We start from the raw sequence: 24226 nt of genomic DNA, 5'->3' as shown, positions 1-24226 counted from the left end.
AAATCGCTACTCCTGACGTTGTTCTGACCGTTGGCACTCGAGCCGCGAAAGCTGCGCTATCCGGCCCTCTGGACTTGTTACAGTAACGTCGATGCTGACACATCCCAAAGACGATGTCTGCTGTCGATGTACATTCCATGCATCAGAAAGTGGCGGAACCTCTGGCTCAGTCTGCTCACGAACCACGCGCCACAGCTGCCTTAGCTGCCATTGGCTGGTGAAACCCTGCTGCAATACACCGTGGTACCCCAGCAATGCGGTCATCACTATCGCAAACAGCGCCAGGGCACATAGCACCTCCGGGAGGCTGAACCCGTGCTGCCGGGAAACTATCGAGGCAGTTTGCATAAGTCATCGTCCAGTAAAGGGCAAAAATCCAGCCAGCCCTGCGCGGAAGCCACTAATTTATTCCCCTGAAGCACACCCCAGCGCCACAATGTGAACGGTAGCGTGGGCCCTGCAACAGAACCGGAAGCAGCCAGTAAGGCCTCACCTTTATCGGTTAGATGCAGGCAGGCGTGCCACTGATTACGCGACTCAAACTGACATTGCCAGGTTCTCTGGGGTTGCCAGTTTTGTTTTTCCCCCCATGCCAGCGCAGATCTTGCAGCCGTCTGATTTTTAATAAACTGAATTTCGGCGGCAACCTCAAAGCGCTGGGCGCTAAGTTGTCGGGAAAGCCCACTCAGCATCAGAGAACCAACCGCAAGCAGCATCAATACCATCAGCAAAGAGGTGCTCCCTTTCTCTTGCTTGCCGCTCATGAATTTTCTCCACTCACCGTGTAGCTAAGCTCCACAGGACGCCCACCTTGCTTCAGATATGCAGCAAGACTCACGAGGAATAAAGGCCTGCCGGTTTTGCGATTCTGGCGAATCACGGAAAAATGCTGCACCACCAATTGCGTCGGGTCAGACATTCTTTCCCAGCCGTTGCCTTCACAATGCTCTACGCCCTTTTGAGTCTCCAGGCTGCCGTTACGCAATCGATAGCCCGTCTGTTCATTTTGACTACCAGGGTTCGTGTCCCACCGGCCATTACCGTTGGCATCCCACTGCAATACCACACAGTTTCCGTTGTTCATAAGCTTTACAGCCTCCCCCTGACACTTCCCTCGGCAATAACCCGCACGCTGTAAATTTTTTCCAACAGTGAACGCCATTTGCCAAAGCGCTTCCTGCTGGGCAACGTAGCTGTACTGGCGTAAAACCTCCCCCTGCAAAGCGGGGAAGAGCCTTGAAGTGCCAAGCAACAGCACGCTGCTCAATGCCATCGCAATAAGCGTTTCGAGTAACGTAAACCCTCTCTGAGCGCTCAACATGACTTGTCTCCGGACATTTCGCACAGCCGGATGCGCCCCCAAACCGAGAGCGTCACTTTCCAGCGCCCGACCTGACTTTTCACAATAAGGTGACCTGGCCAGGCTGTGTTACGAATACCGTAGAAACCTAACCCGGCAGTCATATCCTCCACGACGATATCGTCAAACTCGGGGGTAAACGTCAGATTTGAGTTTCCCGAACAGCTTTCTTCAGCGGCACGGCTTGTCAGGCACCAGCTTTTCCCCAGTTGATGCAGCGCCAAAAGATGGGTTTGGTTGTGCCAGTTGGCATCATTTCTTAGCCGCGAGAGAAAGTGACTCAGTTGCTGAGCCGTTTGCCGCAACTGCACTCTCTGCTGCCACTCGTGCCAGCCGTGAAGCCCACCAGCGCTGAGTACGGCAACAATGGCTATCACCACCATCACCTCAATAATGCTAAAACCACGTTGGTTGATTTTCATGGGAGGAGTGTGGGCCACAGAGGTTGAATCAGCCAGTTCGCAAATCAGATGATGCGACACATATCGGAAGATAATTAAGGTGTTACGGAGAGTTGCATACGCTCTGGAATCAATGCCGAAGAAGCAAAACTGGAGCAAAAAAAACCGGCGCACTCAGGCACCGGTTCTGTCACTCTGTCGGCAGGTTAAATGGCGACAGGCGCTTTGATCGCCGGATGCGGATCGTAGCCTTCAATCTCGAAGTCTTCGAAACGGTAGTCAAACAATGACTCCGGCTTACGTTTGATAACCAGCTTAGGCAGCGCGCGCGGTTCACGGGTTAGCTGCAGACGTGTCTGTTCCAGATGGTTGCTGTACAGGTGCGTATCGCCCCCGGTCCAGACAAAGTCACCCACTTCCAGGTCGCACTGCTGCGCCATCATATGCACCAGCAGCGCATAGCTGGCGATGTTGAACGGCAAACCAAGGAAGATGTCGCAAGAGCGCTGGTAGAGTTGGCAAGAGAGTTTGCCGTCTGCCACATAGAACTGGAAAAACGCGTGGCAAGGGGCCAGCGCCATTTTATCCAGCTCGCCCACGTTCCACGCAGAGACAATAATGCGCCGAGAATCGGGATCGTTTTTCAACTGGTTGAGCACGGTGGTTAGCTGATCAATATAACGCCCGTCAGGAGTTGCCCAGGAACGCCATTGCTTGCCGTAAACCGGGCCGAGATCGCCGTTTTCATCCGCCCATTCGTCCCAAATCGTCACCTTGTTTTCCTTCAGGTACGCGATATTGGTATCGCCATTCAGGAACCACAGCAGCTCATGAATGATCGAACGCAGGTGACATTTTTTGGTGGTAACCAGCGGGAAGCCTTCCTGCAGGTTAAAGCGCATTTGATGCCCAAAAATCGACAACGTGCCGGTACCGGTACGGTCCGCTTTTGGCGTGCCCTCTTCGAGCACTTTTTTCATCAAATCAAGATACTGTTTCATGTCACCTCACGAAAGTTGCTGCTGCGGACGGCGGTAAGCCCAGACCATCATAATGATACCGGCAACAATCATCGGAATCGACAGGATCTGCCCCATGCTGATGTACTGTACCCAGGTGCCGGTGAACTGCGCATCCGGCTGGCGGAAGAATTCGACGATGATACGGAACGCACCGTAGCCAATCAGGAACAGGCCAGAGACGGACCCCATTGGGCGAGGCTTACGAATAAACAGGTTCAGGATGATGAACAGGACAACCCCTTCCAGCGCCAGCTCATAAAGCTGAGACGGGTGGCGAGGCAGTACGCCGTAGGTATTGAACAGCGATTGCCATTCCGGGTGCGTAGCCAGCAGGCCAACGTCTTCACTGCGTGAACCAGGGAACAGCATGGCGAAGCGGAAGTTCGGGTCAACGCGGCCCCACAGTTCGCCATTGATAAAGTTGCCGAGGCGCCCAGCCCCTAAACCAAACGGGATCAGCGGCGCAATAAAATCAGAGACCTGGAAGAAAGTACGCTTGGTGCGGCGCGCAAACCAAATCATCACACAGATAACACCGATCAGGCCGCCGTGGAAGGACATACCGCCGTCCCAGACTTTGAACAGGTAGAGAGGATCGGCAAGGAAGACCGGCAGATTGTAGAAGAAGACATAGCCCAGGCGCCCCCCCAGGAACACGCCAAGGAAACCTGCATACAGCAGATTCTCTACTTCATTTTTCGTCCAGCCGCTGCCCGGACGGCTGGCGCGGCGCCCGGCAAGCCACATGGCAAACACGAACCCGACCAGGTACATGAGCCCGTACCAGTGCAGGGAAACCGGCCCGATGGAGAAAAGCACCGGATCAAATTCAGGGAAACGCAGATAGCCACTATTCATCTGTCACCACAAGCTATTGTTACCTCACCCAAAATAGAAGGTGAGTGGCAAGTACGCACCACTCTCGATGCGCTCCGAAAGCAGCGGATCATAGCACAAACAGCCAGAGTGATTGATTACGGAAGTTGTAAAAGATGTGTAATGTCCCGGTGGTACCGGGGCATTCAGGGCGTATCCGGGAGTGTGAACCAACACCAGGCATCGAAGAAAGCGAACAGGGAAACCCCTTTGGGGTTTTCGGAAGATGAGCCACAACAAGGGAAAAACCACGCTTTTTCCCTTGTTGTCAGACGGGGAAAATGTCCCGGTGAGATCGGGACATTGAGAACGGATCAGCGCCCGCCGCGAATCAGGCCACCCATGCCGCGGCGCTCCATAAAGGCCGCTACCTGGTGGCGCACTTCCGTCGCCATTTGAGCCTCAAGGGTACGCTGAGCAAGCACTTCGGCTTCTTCAAGCTGAATATGGCGTAACAGGTATTTAATACGCGCGACGGAACGGCCGTTCATTGAAAGATGACGGTACCCCATGCCCACAAGAATCGCGACGCACATCGGGTCACCGGCCATTTCACCGCACAGGCACAGATCGAGGTCATAGCGCTCGGCCTCACGGGCAATCAGGTTCAGCGTACGCAGCATCGCCGGATGCAGGCTATCGTAAAGGTTAGCCACCCTCGTGTTGTTACGGTCAACCGCCAGCAGATACTGAGTCAGGTCGTTTGTACCAACGGAAATAAAATCAATACGCCCGGCCAGATGCCCCAGCATGAACACCATGGAAGGCACTTCAACCATCACCCCAAGCCTGAACTTCGGCAACTGGTAGCCTAATTCCTCTTCGACTTCCCTGCCCGCACGATCGATAAGTCTGCGCGCATCATCGATTTCATCAATGCTGGTGATCATCGGCAGCAGGATACTCAAATTCCCCGTAGCCGCATTCGCACGCAGCATGGCGCGAACCTGGATCAGAAAGATCTCTGGCTGATCCAGCGTAATACGAATGCCTCGCCAGCCAAGACAGGGATTCTCCTCGCTGATAGGCATATACGGAAGCTGTTTATCCGCCCCGACGTCCAGCGTTCGCAGCGTCACAGGTTTGTCGTTAAACATCTGCAACATGCCCTGATACTGTGCAACCTGCTCTTCTTCGGACGGGAAACCGCTTTGCAGCATAAAAGGAATTTCGGTGCGGTACAGCCCGATACCGTCGATACGGCTACCAAGCTGTTCTTCATGCTCAGGACTAAGCCCGGCATTCAGCATGACCTGCACCCGCTCGCCGCTTTTTAACGCCGCGGGCTGCTCCACATCATCTTCCGCCAGGCGACTAAGTTCGTTCTCCTCGGTCACCAGGCGCTGGTATTCCTGCAGCAAAACCGGCTCAGGATCCACCAGCAATTCACCGCGATAGCCGTCCACGATCAGCATACGGCGATGTAGAGCCGATGGCTGAATATCAGCGCCCATGACGGTTGGGATACCGAGCGCACGGACCATAATGGCGGCATGAGAGTTTGCCGCACCATCGCGCACGACAACGCCCGCGAGACGGTTTTGCGGCAGTTCGGCAAGCGTGGTGGCTGAAAGTTCGTCGGCAACCAGCACAAAGCGCTCAGGCCAGGTATTCGGGCTTTGAATCGTGTCATCGAGGTGGAACAACAGGCGCTGCCCCAGCGCTCTGAGGTCGCCCGCTCGCTCTTTCAGGTAGCTATCTGAAAGGCTGGCAAACTGTTCAGCAAACTTCTCCACCACCGTTTTCACGGCCCATTCAGCGACCAGGCCTTTATCTACCTCAGCAAAAAGCTCACGCCGCAGGCGGGCGTCGGTCAGCAGGTGAGAGTAAAGATCGAAAATCGCCGCAGTCTCTTTCTGAGCCCCGGCGGCAAAACGCTTGCTGTAGCGGCGGAATTCCCCGGAAGCCTCTTCCAGCGCGGCGGTCAGACGCTCACGCTCAAGCGCCGTGTCCAGGGTCGACGCTTCAAAAACTTGCTCCATCAGCGGGACGGTTGTGTCCATCCAGCCTTCGGCAATCGCCACGCCAGGCGACGCAGGCAGCGCGCGGATACGGGTCTGGCGATACTGTCCAAACAGGGCCGCTAACTGAGACTGCGATAATATCCCGGCCATTTGCGTTGCCAGCGTAACGAGGAAAGACTCTTCGCTCTCATCGTACTGCCGGTGTTCACGCTGCTGAACAACCAGCACTCCCAGAAGCTGACGGCGCTGGATAATAGGCACGCCGAGGAACGCACGAAAACGCTCCTCTTTTACCGCGGGCACATATTTAAAGCTGGGGTGTTTTTGCGCATCTGCAAGGTTAATCGGCTCCGCGAGCCGCCCAACCAGGCCAACAATACCTTCATCAAAGGCAAGCGTGACGGTGCGGCCGCGCGGTTTCTTTAACCCGCGCGTCGCCATAAGGTAAAAACAGCGGCGCTCGTGGTCGGCGAGATAAACCGAGCAAACCTCGGTATCCATCGCAAGGCAGATGTCAGTCACCAAAATGTCCAGCGCCTCATTGAGGCGCGGGGCACTGGCGACCTTTTCGACTATTTCTCGCAGACGGGTGAGCATTTTTCGCGTGACTTAACCTCTTTTACGTCGCCATGCCGGCGAGTTATTGCGTGGTGGCGTAACTTCCTGCAGTGGCATCACCACGCTGGCGAACTCTTTCATTACCCGGCGATAGACATCGCGCTTGAATGAAACAACCTGACGGACCGGATACCAATAACTGACCCAGCGCCAGCCATCGAATTCCGGCGTACTGCTGGTTTGCATGTTGATCTCACCGTCGCTGCTCAGCAACTGCAAAAGAAACCATTTTTGTTTTTGGCCGATACAAACCGGCTTTGTGTCCCAACGCACCAAACGTTTAGGTAATTTGTAACGCAACCAGTTTCGGGTCGAGGCAAGAATGCGAACATCTTTTCTTTGTAGACCGACTTCTTCGAAAAGCTCCCGGTACATTGCCTGTTCAGCGGACTCGCCAGGATTAATACCCCCCTGGGGAAATTGCCAGGAATGTTGGCCAAAGCGTCGCGCCCACATCACCTGTCCCTGCCGATTACATATTACGATCCCAACGTTGGGGCGGTAGCCATCATCATCGATCACCGGACTACCTCAAAACAAACTTAGATTGCATCGATTGTTTCATACAAGTGTCAGGCGGTAAACCACTCTCTCGGCGGCGCTCGCATGGAATAACATTTGAATAACTCACAAAAGAGAGCCGGGTTATAAACAGGGGACGATCAAAATCGGCGGTTTTATTCACTTTTTCTGTGGATATAACTGTGAAGAACTACCGAATTACATCGGGACAACTCAGGACAACTAAAATAAGGAGCAATCCTGACACACATTAAAGCCTTTAAATTTCATAATCATAATACTATAAAAATGACACACGAGTTTCATAATGTGATGATCATCACATATGAAGATCGCCTACTGATGAAAGATCGCACAATGTTGTTTTTATCCACAGATTGTGCCAACAAGTTAGTCACAAATCGGTGATAAATTGTATTTTAGCGCCTCGTCAAGGCTGTAAATGGAACCAGTAGTCATGCTTTTTCCCAGTTATCCCACTTTTCTGTGGATAACATGGTGTAAGATCCTGTTCATTGTCAGTGACCAGATTTGGAAAAGCCTTTTTAATGTTGCTCCAACGAAACGGCTGCCTTTAAAAACTCATTATAAATCAGAATATTGTTAATCTTATCCTCAGACGACTAAACTAAGCTTTCGCTGTGCACAAAGTGCGTTCATTTTTTAACCAAAAAACATCAACGAGTTATGCAACCAATACGTCCGCTCATCACGCCCCCACGCAGTGAAGCCGAGCTGCTCCAACAGGCGCAAAGCGTCGCCGGTTATACTCTGGGCGAACTGGCCGCCTGCGCTGGCTTACAGACGCCGAAAGACCTGAAGCGCGATAAAGGCTGGATTGGCGTGCTGCTGGAGCTGTGGCTGGGTGCCAGCGCGGGCAGCAAGCCCGAACAAGACTTTGCCGCGCTCGGGATCGAACTGAAAACGATCCCGGTGGATAGCCTTGGCCGCCCGCTGGAAACCACGTTCGTCTGCGTCGCGCCGTTAACCGGTAATAGCGGCGTCATTTGGGAAACCAGCCATGTGCGGCATAAGCTCAAGCGCGTACTGTGGATCCCGGTTGAGGGAGAAAGGCAGATCCCGCTTGCCGAGCGGCACGTGGGTTCTCCGCTATTATGGAGCCCTTCAGAAGAGGAAGAACAGCAGCTGCGCCTGGACTGGGAAGAACTGATGGATTTGATCGTGCTGGGCCAGGTGGAACGCATTACCGCCCGTCACGGCGAAGTGCTGCAGCTGCGGCCAAAAGCCGCCAACAGCCGGGCGTTAACAGAGGCTATTGGCGCTGACGGCTCACCTATTCTCACGTTACCTCGCGGCTTCTACTTAAAGAAGAACTTCACTGCCGCTCTTCTCGCACGGCACTTCACGCTCTAATAGCCGCCGCAGAGAATGGAATCCAGGGTTCTGTCAGCAAGTGCCGGGGAATGTTACATTTCCCTCGCCCTATTAAGAATTTACCGCTTTCTTTCCCCTGTTCATCAGGTTATTACTAAACTTATTAATAAGATCCCTTCCTGACGAGGAACATACCGATGACTAAATGGGCAGTAGCAATCTCCGCCATTGGTCTTGCCTTTGCCGTTTCAGGCTGCAGCAGTGACTACGTAATGGCCACCAAAGATGGACGAATGATTTTGACCGAGGGCAAGCCGAAGGTCGATGAAGATACCGGCCTGGTAAGCTATCGTGACCAGCAAGGTAATGAAATGCAGATCAACCGCAACGACGTTTCCCAGATTATTGAGCGCTAATCTCGCAGGGTCAGCCCCTCGGCTGGCCTGATGATTTTTCTTCTTTTCCCCTCTTTCGCTTTGCTCCGGCCTCTGCCATGTTTATAGACCTTTTGTCGGGTAACGATGCCTGACGAGTCAAAAGAACAACAGGAAGCCGGCTATGCACTATCACCGTATCCCCCACAGTTCACTTGAAGTCAGCACGCTGGGGCTGGGAACCATGACCTTTGGTGAACAAAACAGCGAGGCCGATGCCCACCAGCAGCTCGACTACGCCGTCAGTCAGGGCGTGAATCTGATTGATGTCGCGGAAATGTACCCGGTGCCGCCGCGCCCGGAAACCCAGGGCTTAACCGAGAGTTATGTCGGCAGCTGGCTTAAAGCTCGCGGCAACCGCGAAAAACTGGTTGTTGCTTCCAAAGTCACTGGCCCAACCCGCAACAATGACGCGGGCATCCGCCCAAACCAGATCCTCGACCGGAAAAACATCCGCGAGGCGCTGGATGCCAGCCTCAAACGCCTGCAAACCGATTACCTCGACCTCTACCAGGTTCACTGGCCGCAGCGTCAGACCAACATGTTTGGCAAACTGGGCTACACCTGGAGCGACACAACCTCGCTGCCGGTAACGCTGCTGGAAACCCTTGAAGCGCTGACCGAGTGCCAGCGTGCCGGGAAAATTCGTTATATCGGCGTCTCGAACGAAACCCCGTGGGGCGTGATGCGCTATCTGCAGCTTGCGGAAAAACACGATCTGCCGCGCATCGTGACCATTCAAAACCCCTACAGCCTGTTAAACCGCAGCTTTGAAGTTGGCCTGTCTGAAATCAGCCAGCACGAAGGCGTTGAGCTGCTCGCTTATTCCTGCCTCGCCTTCGGCGTGCTGTCGGGCAAATACCTTAACGGAGCCAAACCGGCCGGCGCTCGCAACACGCTGTTTAGCCGCTTCACCCGCTACAGCGGCGAGCAGTCGCAAAAAGCCGTTGCGGCCTACGTAGAAATAGCTAAACGCCATAATCTCGACCCGGCGCAAATGGCGCTGGCCTTCGTTCGCCGTCAGCCGTTTGTGGCCAGCACGCTGCTCGGCGCCACGACGCTGGAACAGCTGAAAACCAACCTTGAAAGCCTGCATTTGACGCTAAGCGAAGAGGTGATTGAGGAGATTGAAGCGGTGCATCGCCTCTATACTTACCCGGCACCGTAAAAAACTAAGGCCCTCCAAAAGAGGGCCTTTTTGCTATTTATGTTTGATTTGCCACAGCCACAGGGCGCTAATCGCCAGCGCAAACACCGCCCCAAATCCAATGCCAATGCCAACGATGGACGCCCCGGTTTTCACCGCCAGTGAGAACAGACCCAGCATCAAAAGCATGGCCGTGTTTTCACCAAGGTTTTGCACGGCAATGGCGTTACCTGCCCCGACCGTGTGCTTGCCGCGCTCCTGGAGCAGCGCGTTAAGCGGCACCACAAAGAAACCGCCCAACAGGCCAATCAACACCAGCAAAGCGTAAGACGGCAACAGAGAATGCTGTAGAGCAAAAATCAGTACGCCAACGCCGATTAAAATCCCGGCGGGCATGCAGCGGGCAACGGTTTCCAAAGTCACCAGCTTCGCGGCTGCTCCGGCCCCCACCACAATCCCAACCGCAACCATCGCGTTAAGGTAAGTCGGCGTCGCGTTATCCGTGATCCCTAACGCCACCGGTACCCACAGCACCAGCAGGAATCGAAGCGTCACGCCCGCCCCCCAGAATAGGCTGGTGCCTACCAGCGAGAAGCGCGTTTCTCCGCTGCGCCAAAGGCTGCGGCAGGCGGAAAAGAAACTGTGCGTCATCGGCTTGAAACGCCACGACTGGCCGGGGCGCGCGGCGGCAAGTTTAGGGATAAAGACGTTGGCAACCACCGCCCCGCCGTAAACCAGCGCGCAGACAACCAGCGCCGCCGTCAGATTCCAGTCTGCCAGAACGCCGCCGGCAACGGATCCCAGCAGGATCGCCGCAATGGTAGAAGACTCCATCAGGCCGTTGGCCTTCACCAGCCGATCGCCAGTGGTCAGCTCGCCGAGAATGCCGTATTTAGCCGGTGAATAGGCCGCCGCGCCGATGCCCACCAGCGTGTAACCGACAAAAGGATTCAGCCCCAGCGCAATCACCGCCGCACCCACAAGCTTCATGCTGTTCGCCAGCATCATCACTCGCCCTTTGGCGAAACTGTCGGCCACCTGTCCCACAAACGGCGCAAAGAGGATGTACGCGCCAACAAACACCATTTGTAGCACGGGCTGGCTCCAGTCCGGGTAGAACTGCTGCTTGAGCACCGCGAGCGTGGCGAACAACAGCGCGTTATCGCCAAAAGCCGATAAAAACTGCGCCGCGGTGACCGCCATCATGCCCCGGGACCACAACGAACCGCTATTGCCAGCCTGTTCAGCCATGGGCTTTCTCCGCTTCATCAACCTGTGCTTTCAGGGTGACAAAATCTGGTTTTCCGCTGCCTAGCACAGGCAGCTGTTTGAGGAAGCGAATATCGCGTGGCACCGCCAGCTCAGGCACGCCGTGCTCACGCGCATAATGCAGAAGTTTTTCGCGGTTAAGCTCGCTGTCGGTGGTAAACATCACCAGCGCTTCGCCTTTAGCGGCGTCGTGCTTAACGACCGTAGCATGCAGTTTGTCAGGCGAAATGCCGATCGCCATCTGTTCGACCATCTCAAGCGACACCATCTCCCCGGCGATTTTGGCAAAGCGCTTCGCGCGCCCCTGAATCACGCAATAGCCCTGCTCGTCAAAGGTCACGATATCGCCGGTGTCGTACCAGCCGGGTTCCATCTCACCCAGGCCATTTTCAGCCTCAGGCTTCTCCAGCACGCCCGGATTTTCCACGCGCAGATAGCCGTTCATGATGTTTGGCCCTTTTAGCTGCAGCCTTCCGCCCTTTTCAATACCGGGCACCGCCAGCAGGCGAGCATCCATTGCCGGAAGAATGCGGCCCACGGTGCCCGGTTTCGCCGCCATCGGCACGTTGATAGACACCACCGGCGCGCACTCGGTCACGCCGTAGCCTTCCAGAATGCGCAGGCCAAACTTGTCCTGCCACAGCTGCTTCGTGCTTTCCTGCAGCTTTTCTGCCCCGGCAACTACATAGCGCAGGCGGAAGAAATCATACGGGTTAGCAAAACGGGCATAGTTGCCGAGGAACGTCGAGGTGCCAAAGACCACCGTGCAATTGCGGTCGTAAATAAGTTCCGGCACCACGCGGTAATGCAGCGGGCTTGGGTAAAGAAACACTTCCGCCCCGGTCAGCAGCGGCGTGAACAGCCCCACCGTCAGGCCAAAAGAGTGGAAGAGCGGCAGCGCGGACATAAACCGGTCATCGGCGGTGAAGTCCGCGATGGTGCGAATCTGCTCTACGTTGGCCAACAGGCTTTTATGGCTATGCACCACGCCTTTTGGATTACCCTCCGAGCCGGAGGTAAACAGCACCATCGCCGCCTCTTCCGGCTGCTGTTTCACCTGGGCCAGGCGAGGCGCAAGCAGATGAGCAAAGATCCACACTTTATCCTGCAGGGTGATGGTAGACCTTAAATCTTCCAGATACACCCAGCGCACCTGCGTCAGCTGTTCCGGCAAGTGCCACAGTTTGCCCTTATCCAGGAACTGCCGGGAGGTAAAGACCGTCTTAATTTGCGCCGCAGTAATCGCGCTGGTCAGCCCTTTTACGCCAGCCGTGTAGTTCATCATTGCCGGAATACGGCCCCGGGATGAAGCGCCAAAAATCACCGCCGCGCTGATCGCCGCATTCGGCAGCATCAAACCAATGGTTTCACCCTGTTCGCTGTATTTATCGAGGATTCGGCCCACAAACAGCGTTTTTTTCAGCAGCGAACTATAAGTATCTGGCTTGAAATTAATGTCTTCAATACAGTTTTTACGCGAGCCGTACCGATCCTTCGCCGCCAGCAGCGCCTCAAAAAGCGTCTCACGCGGGCGCACGGCCATGCGCGCTTCCATCATGATTTGGTGCAGCATCTCGCCGGCCATTTTACGGCGATCCCTGGCCCGTGGGGCTTCCGGCATTGCAATCGACGTTGGCGGCAGAAGATGCAGGGTAATACGCGGGAAAGCCCGGCGTTTTACCAGCCCTTTCAGGCGGCTAAAGAAAGTCAGCTCCGCGCCGTCAATGCGCAAAGGTACCACCGTGGCCTGTGCTTTGGCCGCCACAAATCCGGCTCCGTCGTAGATTTTCATCAACGATCCGGTCACGCTGATGCGTCCTTCCGGGAAAATCACTACCGGGCGCCCCTGTTCCACCAGGCGCACCAGGTGCTTGATAGACATTGGCTTGGTCGGGTCCAGCGGGACAAAATCAATGAGCGGCTTAAGCCAGCGCATAAACCACTGCTGACTTATTGAGGAGTAGACCGCAAATACGGGGCGCACCGGCAGAAAAAGTGCAACCAGGATCCCGTCCAGAAATGAGACATGGTTTGGCACAATCAGCACCCGCTGTCCTTGAAGCACCTGCGGATCGCCGGAAAGGGTTACCCGGAACAGAATGCGAAATAGCGCACGGAAAAAAGCAAGAAGCATAGCGACTCTCTTTGTCGTCTGTCGGTCAGCATTAAGTGTAGAGTCGCAGAGTACACCAGTTGCGTTAAGTGCGGGAGGGGGCTCAAAAAATGGCAAAAAAAAACCTGCGCATCTGCGCAGGTTGGTGCAAAAGAATTGTACTCAGCAGAGTACCAGGAATTCTCACCAATCAATACCTCTGGGATCTGAATTGTCTCGTGCCGCCAGCGGCGAAACCAGCGGCAAAAAGCAAGGGAATGAGCCCAAGTGCAACCAGGTGTTTAAATTCTCGATTCTTGTTACAGGCGGCTGGATTCAGGCAAAAAAAAACCTGCGCATCCGCGCAGGTTGGTGTAATTCATAGGATCAGCAAATAATCGCTGACTTCACCTATCAATACCTCTGGGACCACAAATGTAGCAGCGGCGTCTTCCATTAAGCTATGCTGAAATCGCAACAGCCGACTGCAAAATGTAAGCAAAGATTTGGGCGGAAACGTTTAAAAATCCGCGACATGCACTAAAAAGAGGCAACCTCGTGAAGCAAGTGTAACCGTTACACGCTTTCACCTTGATTTTGCTCTACTTTGCAATATCCCCATCAGTTGTTGCCTTGCAGTCATCAGGGAATTCCGTAAAACTAAACGCAGTGTAAACGATTACCCCTAACAGGAAGGCTTTTCATGGCGACAATTAAGGATGTGGCTCGGCTGGCTGGTGTGTCTGTCGCCACGGTTTCACGCGTCATCAACCACTCCCCAAAAGCCAGCGATGCCTCAAAGCAGGCGGTGAATAGCGCCATGGAAGCGCTGAATTATCATCCCAACGCTAACGCGAGAGCCCTTGCCCAACAGGCCACGGAAACCATTGGCCTGATCGTGGGCGACGTTTCCGACCCCTTCTTTGGCGCGATGGTTAAAGCCGTGGAGCAGGTTGCCTACCGCACCGGCAACTTCCTGCTTATCGGCAATGGCTACCACAGTGAACAAAAAGAGCGCCAGGCCATTGAACAGCTTATTCGCCACCGCAGCGCAGCGCTGGTCGTTCACGCCAAAAAACTCCCTGATGAGGAGCTAATTTCGCTGATGAAGCAAATCCCCGGCATGGTGCTCATTAACCGCATTGTGCCAGGCTTTGAGCAGCGCTGCGTTGCGCTGGATGACCGCTACGGCGCCTGGCTTGCGACGCGCCATTTGATTCAGCAGGGACACACCCGCATCGGCTACATCTGTTCCAATCACCAGATATCGGACGCAGAAGACCGCCTTCAGGGCTACTACGACGCGCTCCGCGAGCACGATATCCCCGTCAACGAGCGCCTGGTGACCTTTGGTGAACCCGATGAAAGCGGCGGCGAGCAGGCCCTGACGGAGCTGCTGGGACGCGGCAAAAACTTCACCGCCGTGGCCTGCTACAACGACTCAATGGCCGCGGGGGCGATGGGCGTGCTTAACGACAACGGCATTGATGTTCCCGGTGAGATTTCGCTGATTGGCTTTGATGACGTGTTAATTTCACGCTACGTGCGGCCCAAGCTGACCACGGTTCGCTATCCGATTGTGACCATGGCGACTCAGGCAGCAGAGCTGGCGCTGGCGCTGGCCGAAAACCTGCCGCTGCCGGAAATCACCCATATGTTCAGCCCGACGCTTGTGCGCCGACACTCGGTGGCCTCTCCAGGCGACAACGCTTAAAGCGTAAGTTGATAAAGATGTACGGGCTGGTCGGGGTAATCCAGCCCGTCGCCAATGTAGCGCCAGCCAAACCGTTCATAATAGGTCTTACAGGCCGAATACAGATACAAAGACTCAAAACCCAGCTGGCGGGCGTATTCCACGACGTGCCGCTGTAAAATCTCGCCCAGTCCCTTTCCTCGCTGGCTTTCAGCAATATACAGCGCCGCCAGCCAGGGCCAGAGATCCTGCCGGCTGATCAAATCACAGCGCCACAGCCCCACGGTCCCCACCATCTTTTCGCCCTCCAACGCAATAAACGTCAGGGGCATTTCGCCTTCCCGCTGGCTGGCGGCAACAATAGACGCAAAAAAGCCTCGGCTTTCCTGACTGCCAAACGCCTGCCAAAGCCACTCCGTGACTTGCTCTGCGTGCTGAGGGGCCTGGTATAACGGGACAATTTTCACAACGATATACTCCTAAAAAACCACACCAAATTCTGAAAGCGTGATCCGGGACGACAATTTGCACGGCGAAACGGCAAGGCCGCTTGCGGGCGAAACTCCTGTGATAAACTGCTGGAAAATCGCGACAGCGTCCAGATCGGGAAGGAAACAATGGTAACAATGTTAGATGTCTCGTTACGCGCAGGGGTTTCCAAAGCGACGGTATCTCGCGTGTTAAACGGCACCGGACAGGTTAAAGCAAGCACCCGCGAACAGGTGTTTAAGGCCATGGAAGAGCTGGGCTATAAGCCTAATTTTCTGGCACGATCGCTGGCAAACCGCAGCAGCAACAGTATCGGGCTGGTTGTCTCCACCTTCGATGGCTTCTACTTCGGTCGCCTGCTGCAGCAGGCTTCACGCCGCACGGAATTCTACGGTAAACAGCTGATTGTCACCGACGGGCATGACACGCCTGAAAAAGAGCTGGATGCCGTACAAATGCTGGCGGACAGGCACTGCGATGCCATCGTTCTCTACACGCGTTTTATGAGCGAACGGGCGTTGATGTCGCTGATGAATGCGATTCAGGTGCCGCTGGTCGTCATTAACCGGGACGTCACCCAGGCCCGTGAACGCTGTGTCTTCTTCGAGCAGCAGGATGCCGCCTTTCAGGCCACCGAATACCTTATCCAGCAAGGTCACAGGGAAATTGCCTGCATTACCGTGCCTATTTCCACGCCAACCGGCAAGGCGCGCCTGATGGGGTACCGGAAAGCACTGCAAAAACATGGCATTGCGTGGGATGAGAACCGGGTGAAATACGGAGATTCCAGCATGACCGAAGGGCACCACCTGTGCCAGGAGCTGCTGACCAGCGGCGTGACCTTCAGCGCGCTGTTTTCCTGTAACGACGATATGGCGCTGGGCGCCTCTAAAGCGCTGCACCAGGCCGGGATCCGTATTCCACAGGATATTTCGCTGTTCGGCTTTGATGACGCACCTAGCGCCCAGTGGCTGGAACCAGCGCTGTCATCCGTCTATCTGCCCATCGACAACATGATCATTACCGCCATCGATCAGGCCATTAAGCTGGCGAGCAACGAACCGTTAGCCCCCATCCCGCCATTTGTGGGGACGCTGGTACTGAGGGACTCCGTTGCGCCCGGCCCCTTTTTCGAGGCCGGACGGAAAGTCTCAAAGTAGCTCGAGCGCCAGCAGCTCCTGAATCGTCTGGCGGCGGCGAATCAGGCGCGCGCTGCCGTTATCAAACAGCACTTCCGGCAGCAGCGGACGACTATTGTAGTTAGAGGACATAGAAGCCCCGTATGCGCCGGTATCGTGCAGCACCAGGTAATCACCCGGTTTTACCGGCGGCAGCAGGCGGGTTTCTACCTTGCCGCCTTCCTGCTGGGTAAACACATCCCCGGACTCGCACAGCGGCCCCGCCACCACGGTTTCTTTCGGCTCCAGTGCGGACAGATCCCTCCCGTCACCCGCCAGCGCAGAAATATGGTGGTAGCTGCCGTACATAGACGGACGCATCAGATCGTTAAAACCAGCGTCAATCAGCACAAAGTGGCGGGATCCCATATCTTTCACCGCGCGCACCTGCGAAACCAGAACCCCGGCTTCCGCCACCAGGAAACGCCCCGGCTCGATCTCCAGCTTCACCGGGTGCCCCAGATGAGCGGCAATTTTTTCGCGCGCGGTATTCCACAGGCCGAAATAGTGATCGGTATTGATCGTTTCCTCACCTTCACGGTAAGGAATGGACAGCCCACCGCCCGCAGAAATCGCCTCAAGATCCTGACCGAAGTCGATGACCTGCTGCACCATCGCGCCGCAAACCTGTTCGAGATGGCCATAATCCACGCCGGAACCAATGTGCATATGAATACCCACCAGATGAATGCCGTAGCGCTGCATAGCTTCCAGCGCTTTCGGCATATCACTCAGCCAGATACCGTGCTTACTGTTCTCGCCGCCGGTGTTGGTTTTCTGGCTGTGCCCGTGCCCAAAGCCCGGGTTAATACGCAGCCAGACACGGTGCCCTGGCGAGACTTCGCCGAGTTGATGCAGCATATCCACAGATCCGATATTGACCGGGATTTTCTGCTCGGCAACCAGCGCCAGCGTGGCGTTGTCGATCACGTCGGCGGTAAAGACGATATCATCCGGGTTTTCCAGCGGCTTGTAGCCTGCCGCCAGCGCGCGCTCGATTTCCCCCTGCGACACCGAATCCACCTTCACGCCCTGCTCACGCATCAGTTTCAGGATGTGGATATTCGAGCAAGCCTTTTGGGCAAAGCGAATCACATCGAACTGGCGCAGTTGGGCAATTTGCTGGCGAATGATCTCCGCGTCATATACCCAAACAGGGCAGCCAAATTCAGCGGGCAGGGTCAGCAAGTTTTGCGCGTTCAGCGCGGTGGTGGTGTCGTGCAGCGAGCGTGGCATGGTGAACTCCGGTAAACGTCATTTTCCCTATTACGCCACAGAAAGTGAGGGATAAAAAATATCGTTTTCTAGCGAGTCTATTCAAATATGATATGGTTTAGAAAATGCCCCTCACCCTAACCCTCTCCCCAGAGGGGAGAGGGGACACTAAATTGCCCCGATGCAATTTCTGTTTCCCCTTCAAGGAAGAGGGCCGGAGTGAGGATGAACGCACCCAGCTTCAGGCAAACTAGTTTTTCCCCCTCGTTCTTCCAGGGAGAGGGCCGGGATGAGAGTGATCGCACCCGGCCTCGAGTAAACTAGTTTTTCCTCCTCGCCCTTCCAGGGAGAGGGCCAAGGTGAGGGTAATCACTCCACGCCTCGAGCAAACTAGTTTTTCCCCCTCTCCCTTCCAGGGAGAGGGCCGGGGTGAGGGTAAACAACATCAGCGGAACAACACCATGCCAGCCATCAACCTGCGCCACATCGAAATCTTCCACGCCGTGATGACGGCCGGCAACCTCACCGAAGCCGCAGGCCTGCTGCACACCTCCCAGCCCACGGTCAGCCGGGAGCTGGCACGCTTTGAAAAGCTTATCGGCCTGCAGCTGTTCGAGCGCAGTCGGGGCCGCCTCTACCCCACCGTTCAGGGGCTGCGGCTGTTTGAAGAAGTTCAGCGCTCCTGGTACGGGCTGGATCGTATTATTAATGCCGCCGAAAGCCTGCGTGAGTTCCGCCAGGGCGAACTGTCTATTGCCTGCCTGCCGGTATTTTCTCAGTCATTTCTGCCGCGCCTGATACACCCTTTCCTGGCCCGCTACCCGGAGCTCAGCCTGAACATCGTGCCGCAGGAATCCCCGCTGCTGGAAGAGTGGCTGTCCGCCCAACGCCACGACCTGGGGCTGACGGAAAACATCACCACGCCTGCCGGGACGGAACGCCAAACCCTACTCACTCTGAATGAAGTTTGCGTGCTGCCCGCCGGGCACAAACTAGCCGCGAAAGCAGAACTCACACCGCAGGATTTTGCCGGGGAAAATTACATCAGCCTGTCAAGAACCGACAGCTATCGGCAACTGCTGGACTCGCTGTTTCAGGAATATGACGTAAAACGAAGAATGGTGGTGGAAACGCACAGCGCCGCGTCCGTCTGCGCGATGGTTCAGGCGGGGGCTGGCGTGTCTATCGTCAACCCGTTAACCGCGCTGGATTACCACGAACGCGGCGTGGTGGTACGCCCGTTCAGCGTGGCGGTGCCTTTTACCGTCAGCCTGATTCGACCCCTGCACCGCCCGGCATCAGCGCTGGTCAGCGCGTTCAGCGACCACTTACAGCACAACATGCATCTGTATAGCGACCCGCTCAACGCGCTGCTCAACCGCTAGCTTATTGCCCGGTCACCGGCTGCTGATGCCCCGTGCCGTTGCTAAAGTTAATCAGGCAAAGTATCAGGCCAACCACTGCCAGCGCAGCCGCGGCGACCGGCACCGCCGTCAGGCCGAAGCCACGGTCAATGACCGTGCCGCCGACCCAGGCACCGAGCGCATTGCCGACGTTAAAGGCCGCAATATTCAGCGTGGACACCAAATTAGGTGCTTCTTTGCCGTGCAGCACCACATTGATTTGCAGCGCAGGTACGGTGGCAAACGCCGCCATCGCCCACAGGAACAGCGTGATTTCCGCCAGCCATGCGGCATGGCTTGTCCAGCTGAACAGTAACGAGAAAACCGCAATCAGGCTGAAGCTGAGGATCAGGCTGAACGAGACTCGCCAGTCCGCCAATCGCCCACCCAGAATGTTCCCCACCGTCAGCCCCGCACCAATCAGGAACAGCGTCCAGCTCACGCCCTCTGGCGTAATGCCCGTCACCTGTAGCAGCATCGGTGCAACATAGCTGAACAGCGCGAACATCGCCGCAGAGAAGAACACCGTCATACTAAGCGATAGCCAAAGCTTGCCGTGCGCCAGCGCTTTGATTTCGCTTTTTAAGTCAGTGGCTTCTTCATCTTTCTGCGACGGCAGGCTCACTCCCAGCGCCAGGAACGCAATCACCCCAATAACGGCCACGCCCCAGAAAGTAGCTCGCCAGCCGTAAAGCTGTCCGAACCAGGTGCCAATCGGCACGCCCAGCACGTTAGCCAGCGTCAAGCCGGTAAACATCAGCGCCACCGCAGAAGCCTTGCGCCCGGCAGGCACAAGGCTTGCCGCCACAACGGCACCAATCCCAAAGAACGCGCCGTGGCACAGCGCCGTAATAACGCGCGCCAGCATCAGGAAGTTGTAACTCAGCGCGAGGGCGCACAGCAGGTTGCCAACAATGAAAATCACCATCAGCAAAATTAACGACAGCTTGCGCGGCAGTCGGGCGGTCAGCAGCGCCATGATGGGCGCGCCAATGGCGACCCCCAGCGCATAGCCGCTGATTAGCCAGCCGGCGACGGGAATGGAGACATGGAGATCCCCTGCCACTTCGGGCAGCAGTCCCATAATCACGAACTCCGTCGTGCCGATGGCGAACGCACTCATCGCCAGCGCCAGTAAGGAAACAGGCATTGTATAACTCCGGTTGCAGACATGATGAAAAGCCATTGCTGTGTGCAATCGCCTGTAGTGTGAGGATTTCAGAGGAGCAGCTTTTTGGAATAATGTGCGCTACATAACAAATTTATAACACATTAGCGGCCGGGCATGACCCGGCTCGTCGTGGGGAAAAAACACTATTTACGTTTATTTAATTGATATATAAGGATAAACTCTTACTCTTCACCGCACATAAAGCGAACTGCATCGGCGGCGTGGATTGCGGCGGTATCAAACACCGGCAGCGGGCAGTCCTGCTGGCTGAGCAGCAGGCCAATTTCGGTACAGCCGAAAATAACCCCTTCCGCCCCCTGCGCCTGCAGCGCCTGAATTACCTGCTGGTAATAGCGCTTCGACTCAGGGTTGATCACCCCGAGGCACAGCTCATCGAAGATTATCTGGTTGATACGCTGACGCTGCGAGGCGTCAGGAATAATCGAGCGGATCCCGAACTGCGCCTGCAGGCGGCCACGATAAAAATCCTGTTCCATAGTGTAGCGCGTGCCCAGCAAGGCCACCTGGCTTACGCCCTGAGCCGCAATCACCCGCCCGGTGGCGTCGGCAATGTGCAGAAACGGCAGCGAGCAGCGGGATTCAATATGCTCCGCGACTTTGTGCATAGTGTTTGTACACAGCACAATGCCTTCAGCCCCGGCCTTTTGCAGCCCCAGCGCCGCCTCGGCCAGCATCTCACCGGCCTTGTCCCACTCGCCGGCAGACTGACAGGCCTCAATCTCGTGAAAATCGACGCTGTGCAGCACAATTTTGGCCGAATGCAGCCCGCCCAGACGCTGTTTGATCCCTTCGTTAATTAATCGGTAGTAAGGAATGGTGGATTCCCAGCTCATGCCGCCCAGCAGCCCAATCGTTTTCATTCTTATCCCCTTTTGCTATTTCCCTCCGGTTATAACCCTTATTCCGCTAAGAAAAAAGCCTCCGAAGGGAGGCCGACATCAGCCGACGGCTAATGCATCAGGTAAGGATAATGCTCGCTGAGCGAGTGGCTCTTCTTCCCCCCAGAACCGGGCGATCTCGGCCTGAACCCAGTCGCTAAAATAGCCTACTCGCGGCAGCTCCCGCTTGCCCTGGGGGATCTCCAGCCAGTAACCATTTCCGCTTTCAAGCTCCAGCTCCGCCAGCGGCACCAATAACCCGCCACGCAGCTCGTTACGGATCATCATCCTGTCGAGCACGGCGTAGCCTGCCCCGGTCACACAGGCGTTGATCACCTGATCCTCGGTGCTGAACTCCAGCCCGCCGGAAAGCAGACTGTCATTTTCTCCCGTCGCCGCAAGCCAGCGCGACCAGTTATCCAGTCGGATGTCACCGTTAAGAATATGCAGCTGTGGCTGCGAGGCCAGCGGGGGAAAGACGCCATCAATCATCAGCAGCGGGCTGGCCACCAGCAGCAGTTTTTCATGGCACAGCCACTGCCCCCGTCCTTCACTTTCCTGGCGGGTGCCAAAGCGGATGGCGCAGTCAAAATCGCTGTATTTCTGCCGGGTTTCGCTGATAAGGGCAATTTGTAGCTGGCCGTTGCGCTGGCGAAGCGCCACCAGCCGCGGTGCCAGCCAGCGGGTGGCAAAGGTCGGAGCAACCTGCAGGCGAAGATGCTGGAGAGGATTGCGCAGCTGAACGTGACACACGCCCTCTTCAAGAATATCCAGCGACTGGCGTACCACCGGCAACAGCAGCATCGCGTCCTGGGTCAACTCCAGCCCGCTGTGGGTACGCACGAACAGCAGCTTGCCGAGAAACGCTTCGAGCTGTTTGATTTGCCGACTGGCCGCGCTCTGGGTAATGCACAAGGCCTGCGCCGCTTTGCTAAAGCTAAGCGTCCGGCAAGTCTCTTCAAAGACCCTTAACATACTGAGTGACGGGAGTTTTCTCATTGTTGTCATTATCCGCGGGCGAGCGCCAGCCATGTTAATAATATGTTTCTAACCTGCCCTGAAACACCATCCCCCGCCGCAGCTATTTCTGCAAAACAGGAGGAGGATCACATGCGTTTTTTGCCTGGGGGTATGACTAAAACGCACTCGCCTGCTGAGGCGCTTTGCTGCCACATTGTTAACGCACTTGAAACATAAAAAATACAAATACCCTACAAAACCACCTCACAGGAGGAGGCATCATGTCCCACCTGACACAACAGTACACCCGTATGGATGACGTGCCGTTAAACCGTTTCCATATCAAAATCGCCGGCCTGACCTTCGGCGCACACTTTACCGACGGCTACGTGCTCGGCGTCATCGGCTTCGCGCTGGCCCAAATTAAACCTCAGATGGGGTTAACGCCCTTCTGGGAAGGGATGCTCGGCAGCTCGGCGCTGCTCGGTCTGTTTCTCGGCAGCCTGGTGTTGGGCTGGATCTCCGATTACGTTGGCCGCCAGAAGATCTTCTGCTTCAGCTTCGTGGTGATAACCCTCGCTTCGGCGCTGCAGTTTTTCGCCACCACGCCAGAACAGTTGTTCTTCTTGCGGGTAATGGTCGGCATCGGCCTCGGCGGTGACTTCTCCGTCGGCCACACTATGCTGGCCGAGTTTTCCCCCCGAAAACATCGCGGCGTCCTGCTCGGCTCATTCAGCGTGATCTGGACCTTTGGCTACGTAGCCGCAGGCTTTGCCGGGCACTTCCTGACGGCGCTAGGGCCGGACGCCTGGCGCTGGCTGCTCTCTTCTTCCGCCCTGCCCGCGCTAATTATTCTGCTGATGCGCATCGGCACGCCGGAATCCCCGCGCTGGCTGATGGGCAAAGGGCGACGAGAACAAGCGATGGCGATTGTCCATAAACATTTCGGCCCTAACGTGCTGCTGGTGGATGAAGCCCCCGTCGCCTCAAAACAGCGCTTTATGTCGCTGTTCGGGCCGAAATACCGCCGCCGCACCGCCTTCAACAGTCTGTTTTTTGTCTGCCTGGTGATCCCGTATTTCGCCATCTACACCTTCCTGCCGTCGATTCTGCAGGTGATGGGACTGAACAATAACTTCACCACCGACCTGCTGCTGAACGCCCTGCTGATCGTCGGCGCGCTGCTCGGGATCCTGCTGACGGTGGTCTGCTCGCGCCGCGGCTTCCTGATCGGCTCGTTCGTCTTCCTCGCCGCCTGCCTGGTAATGCTCAGCATCATTCCGGTCAGCCAGCCCGGCTGGTTAATTCTGTTCTTTGCCGCCTTCACGCTGGTGATGTCGGCAGTCAGCAATCTGGTGGGCGTCTTCCCGGCTGAAAGTTTCCCGACGGAAGTGCGCTCGATGGGCGTCGGCTTTGCCACCTCCATGAGCCGCCTCGGCTCCGCCATCGGCACCGGCTTACTGCCGCTGGCCATTCTGAATTACGGCATGCAGGCCACCACCGGCATGCTGGCGCTGATCCTCGTCATCGGTGCCGTTGTCTCTCTCGCCTGGGCACCTGAAACCAAAGGGTTAACCCTGGTCGATGCCGCTCACGACCCGGCCCAGCGCCACGGCAATGCCGCCGCTGAACCGGCTAAATAACGCTCACGCTTAACAGGAGAAGTCTCGTGGAAATGTATATCGGAGAAGGGTTTGAAGGTAACGGCGTTAACGCCTCGCATATCAACATCATGATTGGCCCACGCAGCGGCGTGGTTGGTCAGGCGTTTTCCAGTAGCCTCGCGTCACCCAGCCAGGGCCATTGTCCGTTTATGGTGGTGATCAAGCCTAACGTTCCGGCCAAACCGATGACGCTGTACGTCAACAAAGCGGAAATCAGCGGCGAGCTGCACGGCAATGCCACCTGGGGCGCTTCTCAGGCAGCCATCGCCAAAGCGGTCACCGAAGCACTGCTGGACGGCACGCTGCCGCCGGAAGCGGAAGACAACTGGTGCATCGTCACCGCCAACTGGGTCAATCCCGGCTGCAACGATATCGACGAGGTGTACCACAACAACTACCGCGCCTGCCGCCAGGCCATCCGCGCGGCCATGGGCAAACTGCCTCAGCGCAGCCAGATTGCCGACGCCCTGCCACAGCTCGGTAACCCTTTCTACACCCCAAAAGCCTGAGGAGG

The 24226-nt window shown here is 56.1% G+C and carries 23 protein-coding genes; 8 read left to right on the top strand and 15 right to left on the bottom strand.

The features are described 5' to 3' along the window. Positions 1-6 precede the first annotated feature (6 nt). From F3J28_RS17740 to rppH, 8 genes are all read right to left on the bottom strand, one after another. A complete protein-coding gene (locus F3J28_RS17740; protein WP_166878306.1) occupies positions 7-348 on the bottom strand; it encodes a prepilin-type N-terminal cleavage/methylation domain-containing protein in 342 nt (113 codons plus the stop codon). Continuing rightward, positions 330-764 (bottom strand): DUF2509 family protein, encoded by a 435-nt coding sequence (locus tag F3J28_RS17735; protein ID WP_166878303.1) that lies wholly within the window; start codon positions 762-764, stop codon positions 330-332. Before F3J28_RS17735 ends, F3J28_RS17740 begins: the two co-directional genes overlap by 19 nt. Continuing rightward, complete coding sequence (locus F3J28_RS17730) at positions 761-1321, bottom strand: prepilin peptidase-dependent protein (RefSeq protein ID WP_166878300.1); 561 nt, start codon at positions 1319-1321, stop codon at positions 761-763. Before F3J28_RS17730 ends, F3J28_RS17735 begins: the two co-directional genes overlap by 4 nt. Continuing rightward, positions 1315-1782: a prepilin peptidase-dependent protein gene (locus F3J28_RS17725; RefSeq protein ID WP_166878297.1), complete on the bottom strand. Its 468-nt coding sequence runs from the start codon at positions 1780-1782 to the stop codon at positions 1315-1317. Before F3J28_RS17725 ends, F3J28_RS17730 begins: the two co-directional genes overlap by 7 nt. A 185-nt stretch (positions 1783-1967) precedes the next feature. Beyond that, a complete protein-coding gene (gene thyA, locus F3J28_RS17720; protein WP_008458459.1) occupies positions 1968-2762 on the bottom strand; it encodes a thymidylate synthase in 795 nt (264 codons plus the stop codon). A gap of 6 nt (positions 2763-2768) precedes the next feature. Then, complete coding sequence (gene lgt, locus F3J28_RS17715) at positions 2769-3641, bottom strand: prolipoprotein diacylglyceryl transferase (protein WP_008458462.1); 873 nt, start codon at positions 3639-3641, stop codon at positions 2769-2771. A gap of 332 nt (positions 3642-3973) precedes the next feature. Beyond that, a complete protein-coding gene (gene ptsP / locus F3J28_RS17710) occupies positions 3974-6220 on the bottom strand; it encodes a phosphoenolpyruvate--protein phosphotransferase (RefSeq protein WP_008458464.1) in 2247 nt (748 codons plus the stop codon). Positions 6221-6232: 12 nt separating this feature from the next. Further along, positions 6233-6763, bottom strand: coding sequence for an RNA pyrophosphohydrolase (rppH, locus tag F3J28_RS17705; protein WP_008458467.1), 531 nt, complete (start codon positions 6761-6763; stop codon positions 6233-6235). A 687-nt stretch (positions 6764-7450) separates the two neighbouring features. On the opposite strand from rppH, the gene mutH reads away from it, so the two are divergent. The 3 genes from mutH (at position 7451) to F3J28_RS17690 (ending at position 9700) form a co-directional block, all read left to right on the top strand. Beyond that, positions 7451-8137, top strand: coding sequence for a DNA mismatch repair endonuclease MutH (gene mutH, locus F3J28_RS17700; RefSeq protein WP_008458468.1), 687 nt, complete (start codon positions 7451-7453; stop codon positions 8135-8137). A 158-nt stretch (positions 8138-8295) separates the two neighbouring features. Further along, a complete protein-coding gene (locus tag F3J28_RS17695) occupies positions 8296-8514 on the top strand; it encodes a YgdI/YgdR family lipoprotein (protein ID WP_008458470.1) in 219 nt (72 codons plus the stop codon). A 142-nt stretch (positions 8515-8656) separates the two neighbouring features. Continuing rightward, on the top strand, positions 8657-9700 hold the full coding sequence (locus tag F3J28_RS17690; RefSeq protein WP_008458473.1) for an NADP(H)-dependent aldo-keto reductase: 1044 nt from the start codon (positions 8657-8659) through the stop codon (positions 9698-9700). Between the two features lie 33 nt (positions 9701-9733). Here the strand turns inward: F3J28_RS17690 and lplT are convergent, their stop codons facing one another. After that, the gene (gene lplT / locus F3J28_RS17685) at positions 9734-10930 is read right to left on the bottom strand and encodes a lysophospholipid transporter LplT (protein WP_008458475.1); all 1197 of its coding nucleotides are present in this window, start codon (positions 10928-10930) and stop codon (positions 9734-9736) included. After that, positions 10923-13082 carry a bifunctional acyl-ACP--phospholipid O-acyltransferase/long-chain-fatty-acid--ACP ligase gene (gene aas / locus F3J28_RS17680; RefSeq protein ID WP_166878294.1) on the bottom strand — a complete coding sequence of 720 codons (2160 nt, stop codon included), beginning with the start codon at positions 13080-13082 and terminating at the stop codon, positions 10923-10925. The genes lplT and aas overlap by 8 nt, the downstream gene beginning before the upstream one ends. Positions 13083-13743: 661 nt before the next feature. Between aas and galR the strand changes: the two genes are divergently transcribed. Beyond that, entirely contained in the window at positions 13744-14754 is a 1011-nt protein-coding gene (gene galR, locus F3J28_RS17675) for an HTH-type transcriptional regulator GalR (RefSeq protein WP_166878291.1), read from the top strand. Here galR and F3J28_RS17670 read toward each other — a convergent pair. Next, a complete protein-coding gene (locus F3J28_RS17670; protein WP_166878288.1) occupies positions 14751-15200 on the bottom strand; it encodes a GNAT family N-acetyltransferase in 450 nt (149 codons plus the stop codon). The genes galR and F3J28_RS17670 overlap by 4 nt on opposite strands. A 150-nt stretch (positions 15201-15350) precedes the next feature. On the opposite strand from F3J28_RS17670, the gene F3J28_RS17665 reads away from it, so the two are divergent. Further along, positions 15351-16382, top strand: a complete 1032-nt coding sequence (locus tag F3J28_RS17665) for a LacI family DNA-binding transcriptional regulator (RefSeq protein ID WP_166878285.1) — start codon at positions 15351-15353, stop codon at positions 16380-16382. Here F3J28_RS17665 and lysA read toward each other — a convergent pair. Further along, entirely contained in the window at positions 16374-17636 is a 1263-nt protein-coding gene (gene lysA / locus F3J28_RS17660; protein ID WP_166878282.1) for a diaminopimelate decarboxylase, read from the bottom strand. The genes F3J28_RS17665 and lysA overlap by 9 nt on opposite strands. A gap of 440 nt (positions 17637-18076) precedes the next feature. Here lysA and F3J28_RS17655 point away from each other — a divergent pair, with 440 nt between their 5' ends. Then, on the top strand, positions 18077-19000 hold the full coding sequence (locus tag F3J28_RS17655) for a LysR family transcriptional regulator (RefSeq protein WP_166878279.1): 924 nt from the start codon (positions 18077-18079) through the stop codon (positions 18998-19000). A 1-nt stretch (position 19001) separates the two neighbouring features. Here F3J28_RS17655 and F3J28_RS17650 read toward each other — a convergent pair whose 3' ends face one another. From F3J28_RS17650 to F3J28_RS17640, 3 genes are all read right to left on the bottom strand, one after another. Beyond that, positions 19002-20168, bottom strand: a complete 1167-nt coding sequence (locus F3J28_RS17650) for an MFS transporter (RefSeq protein ID WP_008458489.1) — start codon at positions 20166-20168, stop codon at positions 19002-19004. Between the two features lie 203 nt (positions 20169-20371). Then, entirely contained in the window at positions 20372-21070 is a 699-nt protein-coding gene (locus F3J28_RS17645) for an aspartate/glutamate racemase (protein ID WP_166878276.1), read from the bottom strand. A gap of 78 nt (positions 21071-21148) precedes the next feature. Beyond that, positions 21149-22087, bottom strand: a complete 939-nt coding sequence (locus tag F3J28_RS17640; RefSeq protein ID WP_166878273.1) for a LysR substrate-binding domain-containing protein — start codon at positions 22085-22087, stop codon at positions 21149-21151. A 242-nt stretch (positions 22088-22329) separates the two neighbouring features. On the opposite strand from F3J28_RS17640, the gene F3J28_RS17635 reads away from it, so the two are divergent. Continuing rightward, positions 22330-23691, top strand: coding sequence for an MFS transporter (locus tag F3J28_RS17635; RefSeq protein ID WP_166878271.1), 1362 nt, complete (start codon positions 22330-22332; stop codon positions 23689-23691). A gap of 26 nt (positions 23692-23717) precedes the next feature. Beyond that, positions 23718-24221 (top strand): formaldehyde-activating enzyme, encoded by a 504-nt coding sequence (gene fae / locus F3J28_RS17630; protein ID WP_008458495.1) that lies wholly within the window; start codon positions 23718-23720, stop codon positions 24219-24221. Positions 24222-24226 lie beyond the last annotated feature (5 nt).

The organism is Enterobacter sp. Ap-1006, assembly GCF_011752835.1.
Classification (GTDB): Bacteria; Pseudomonadota; Gammaproteobacteria; order Enterobacterales; family Enterobacteriaceae; genus Cedecea.
This window is presented reverse-complemented; position numbering and strand designations above follow the sequence as displayed.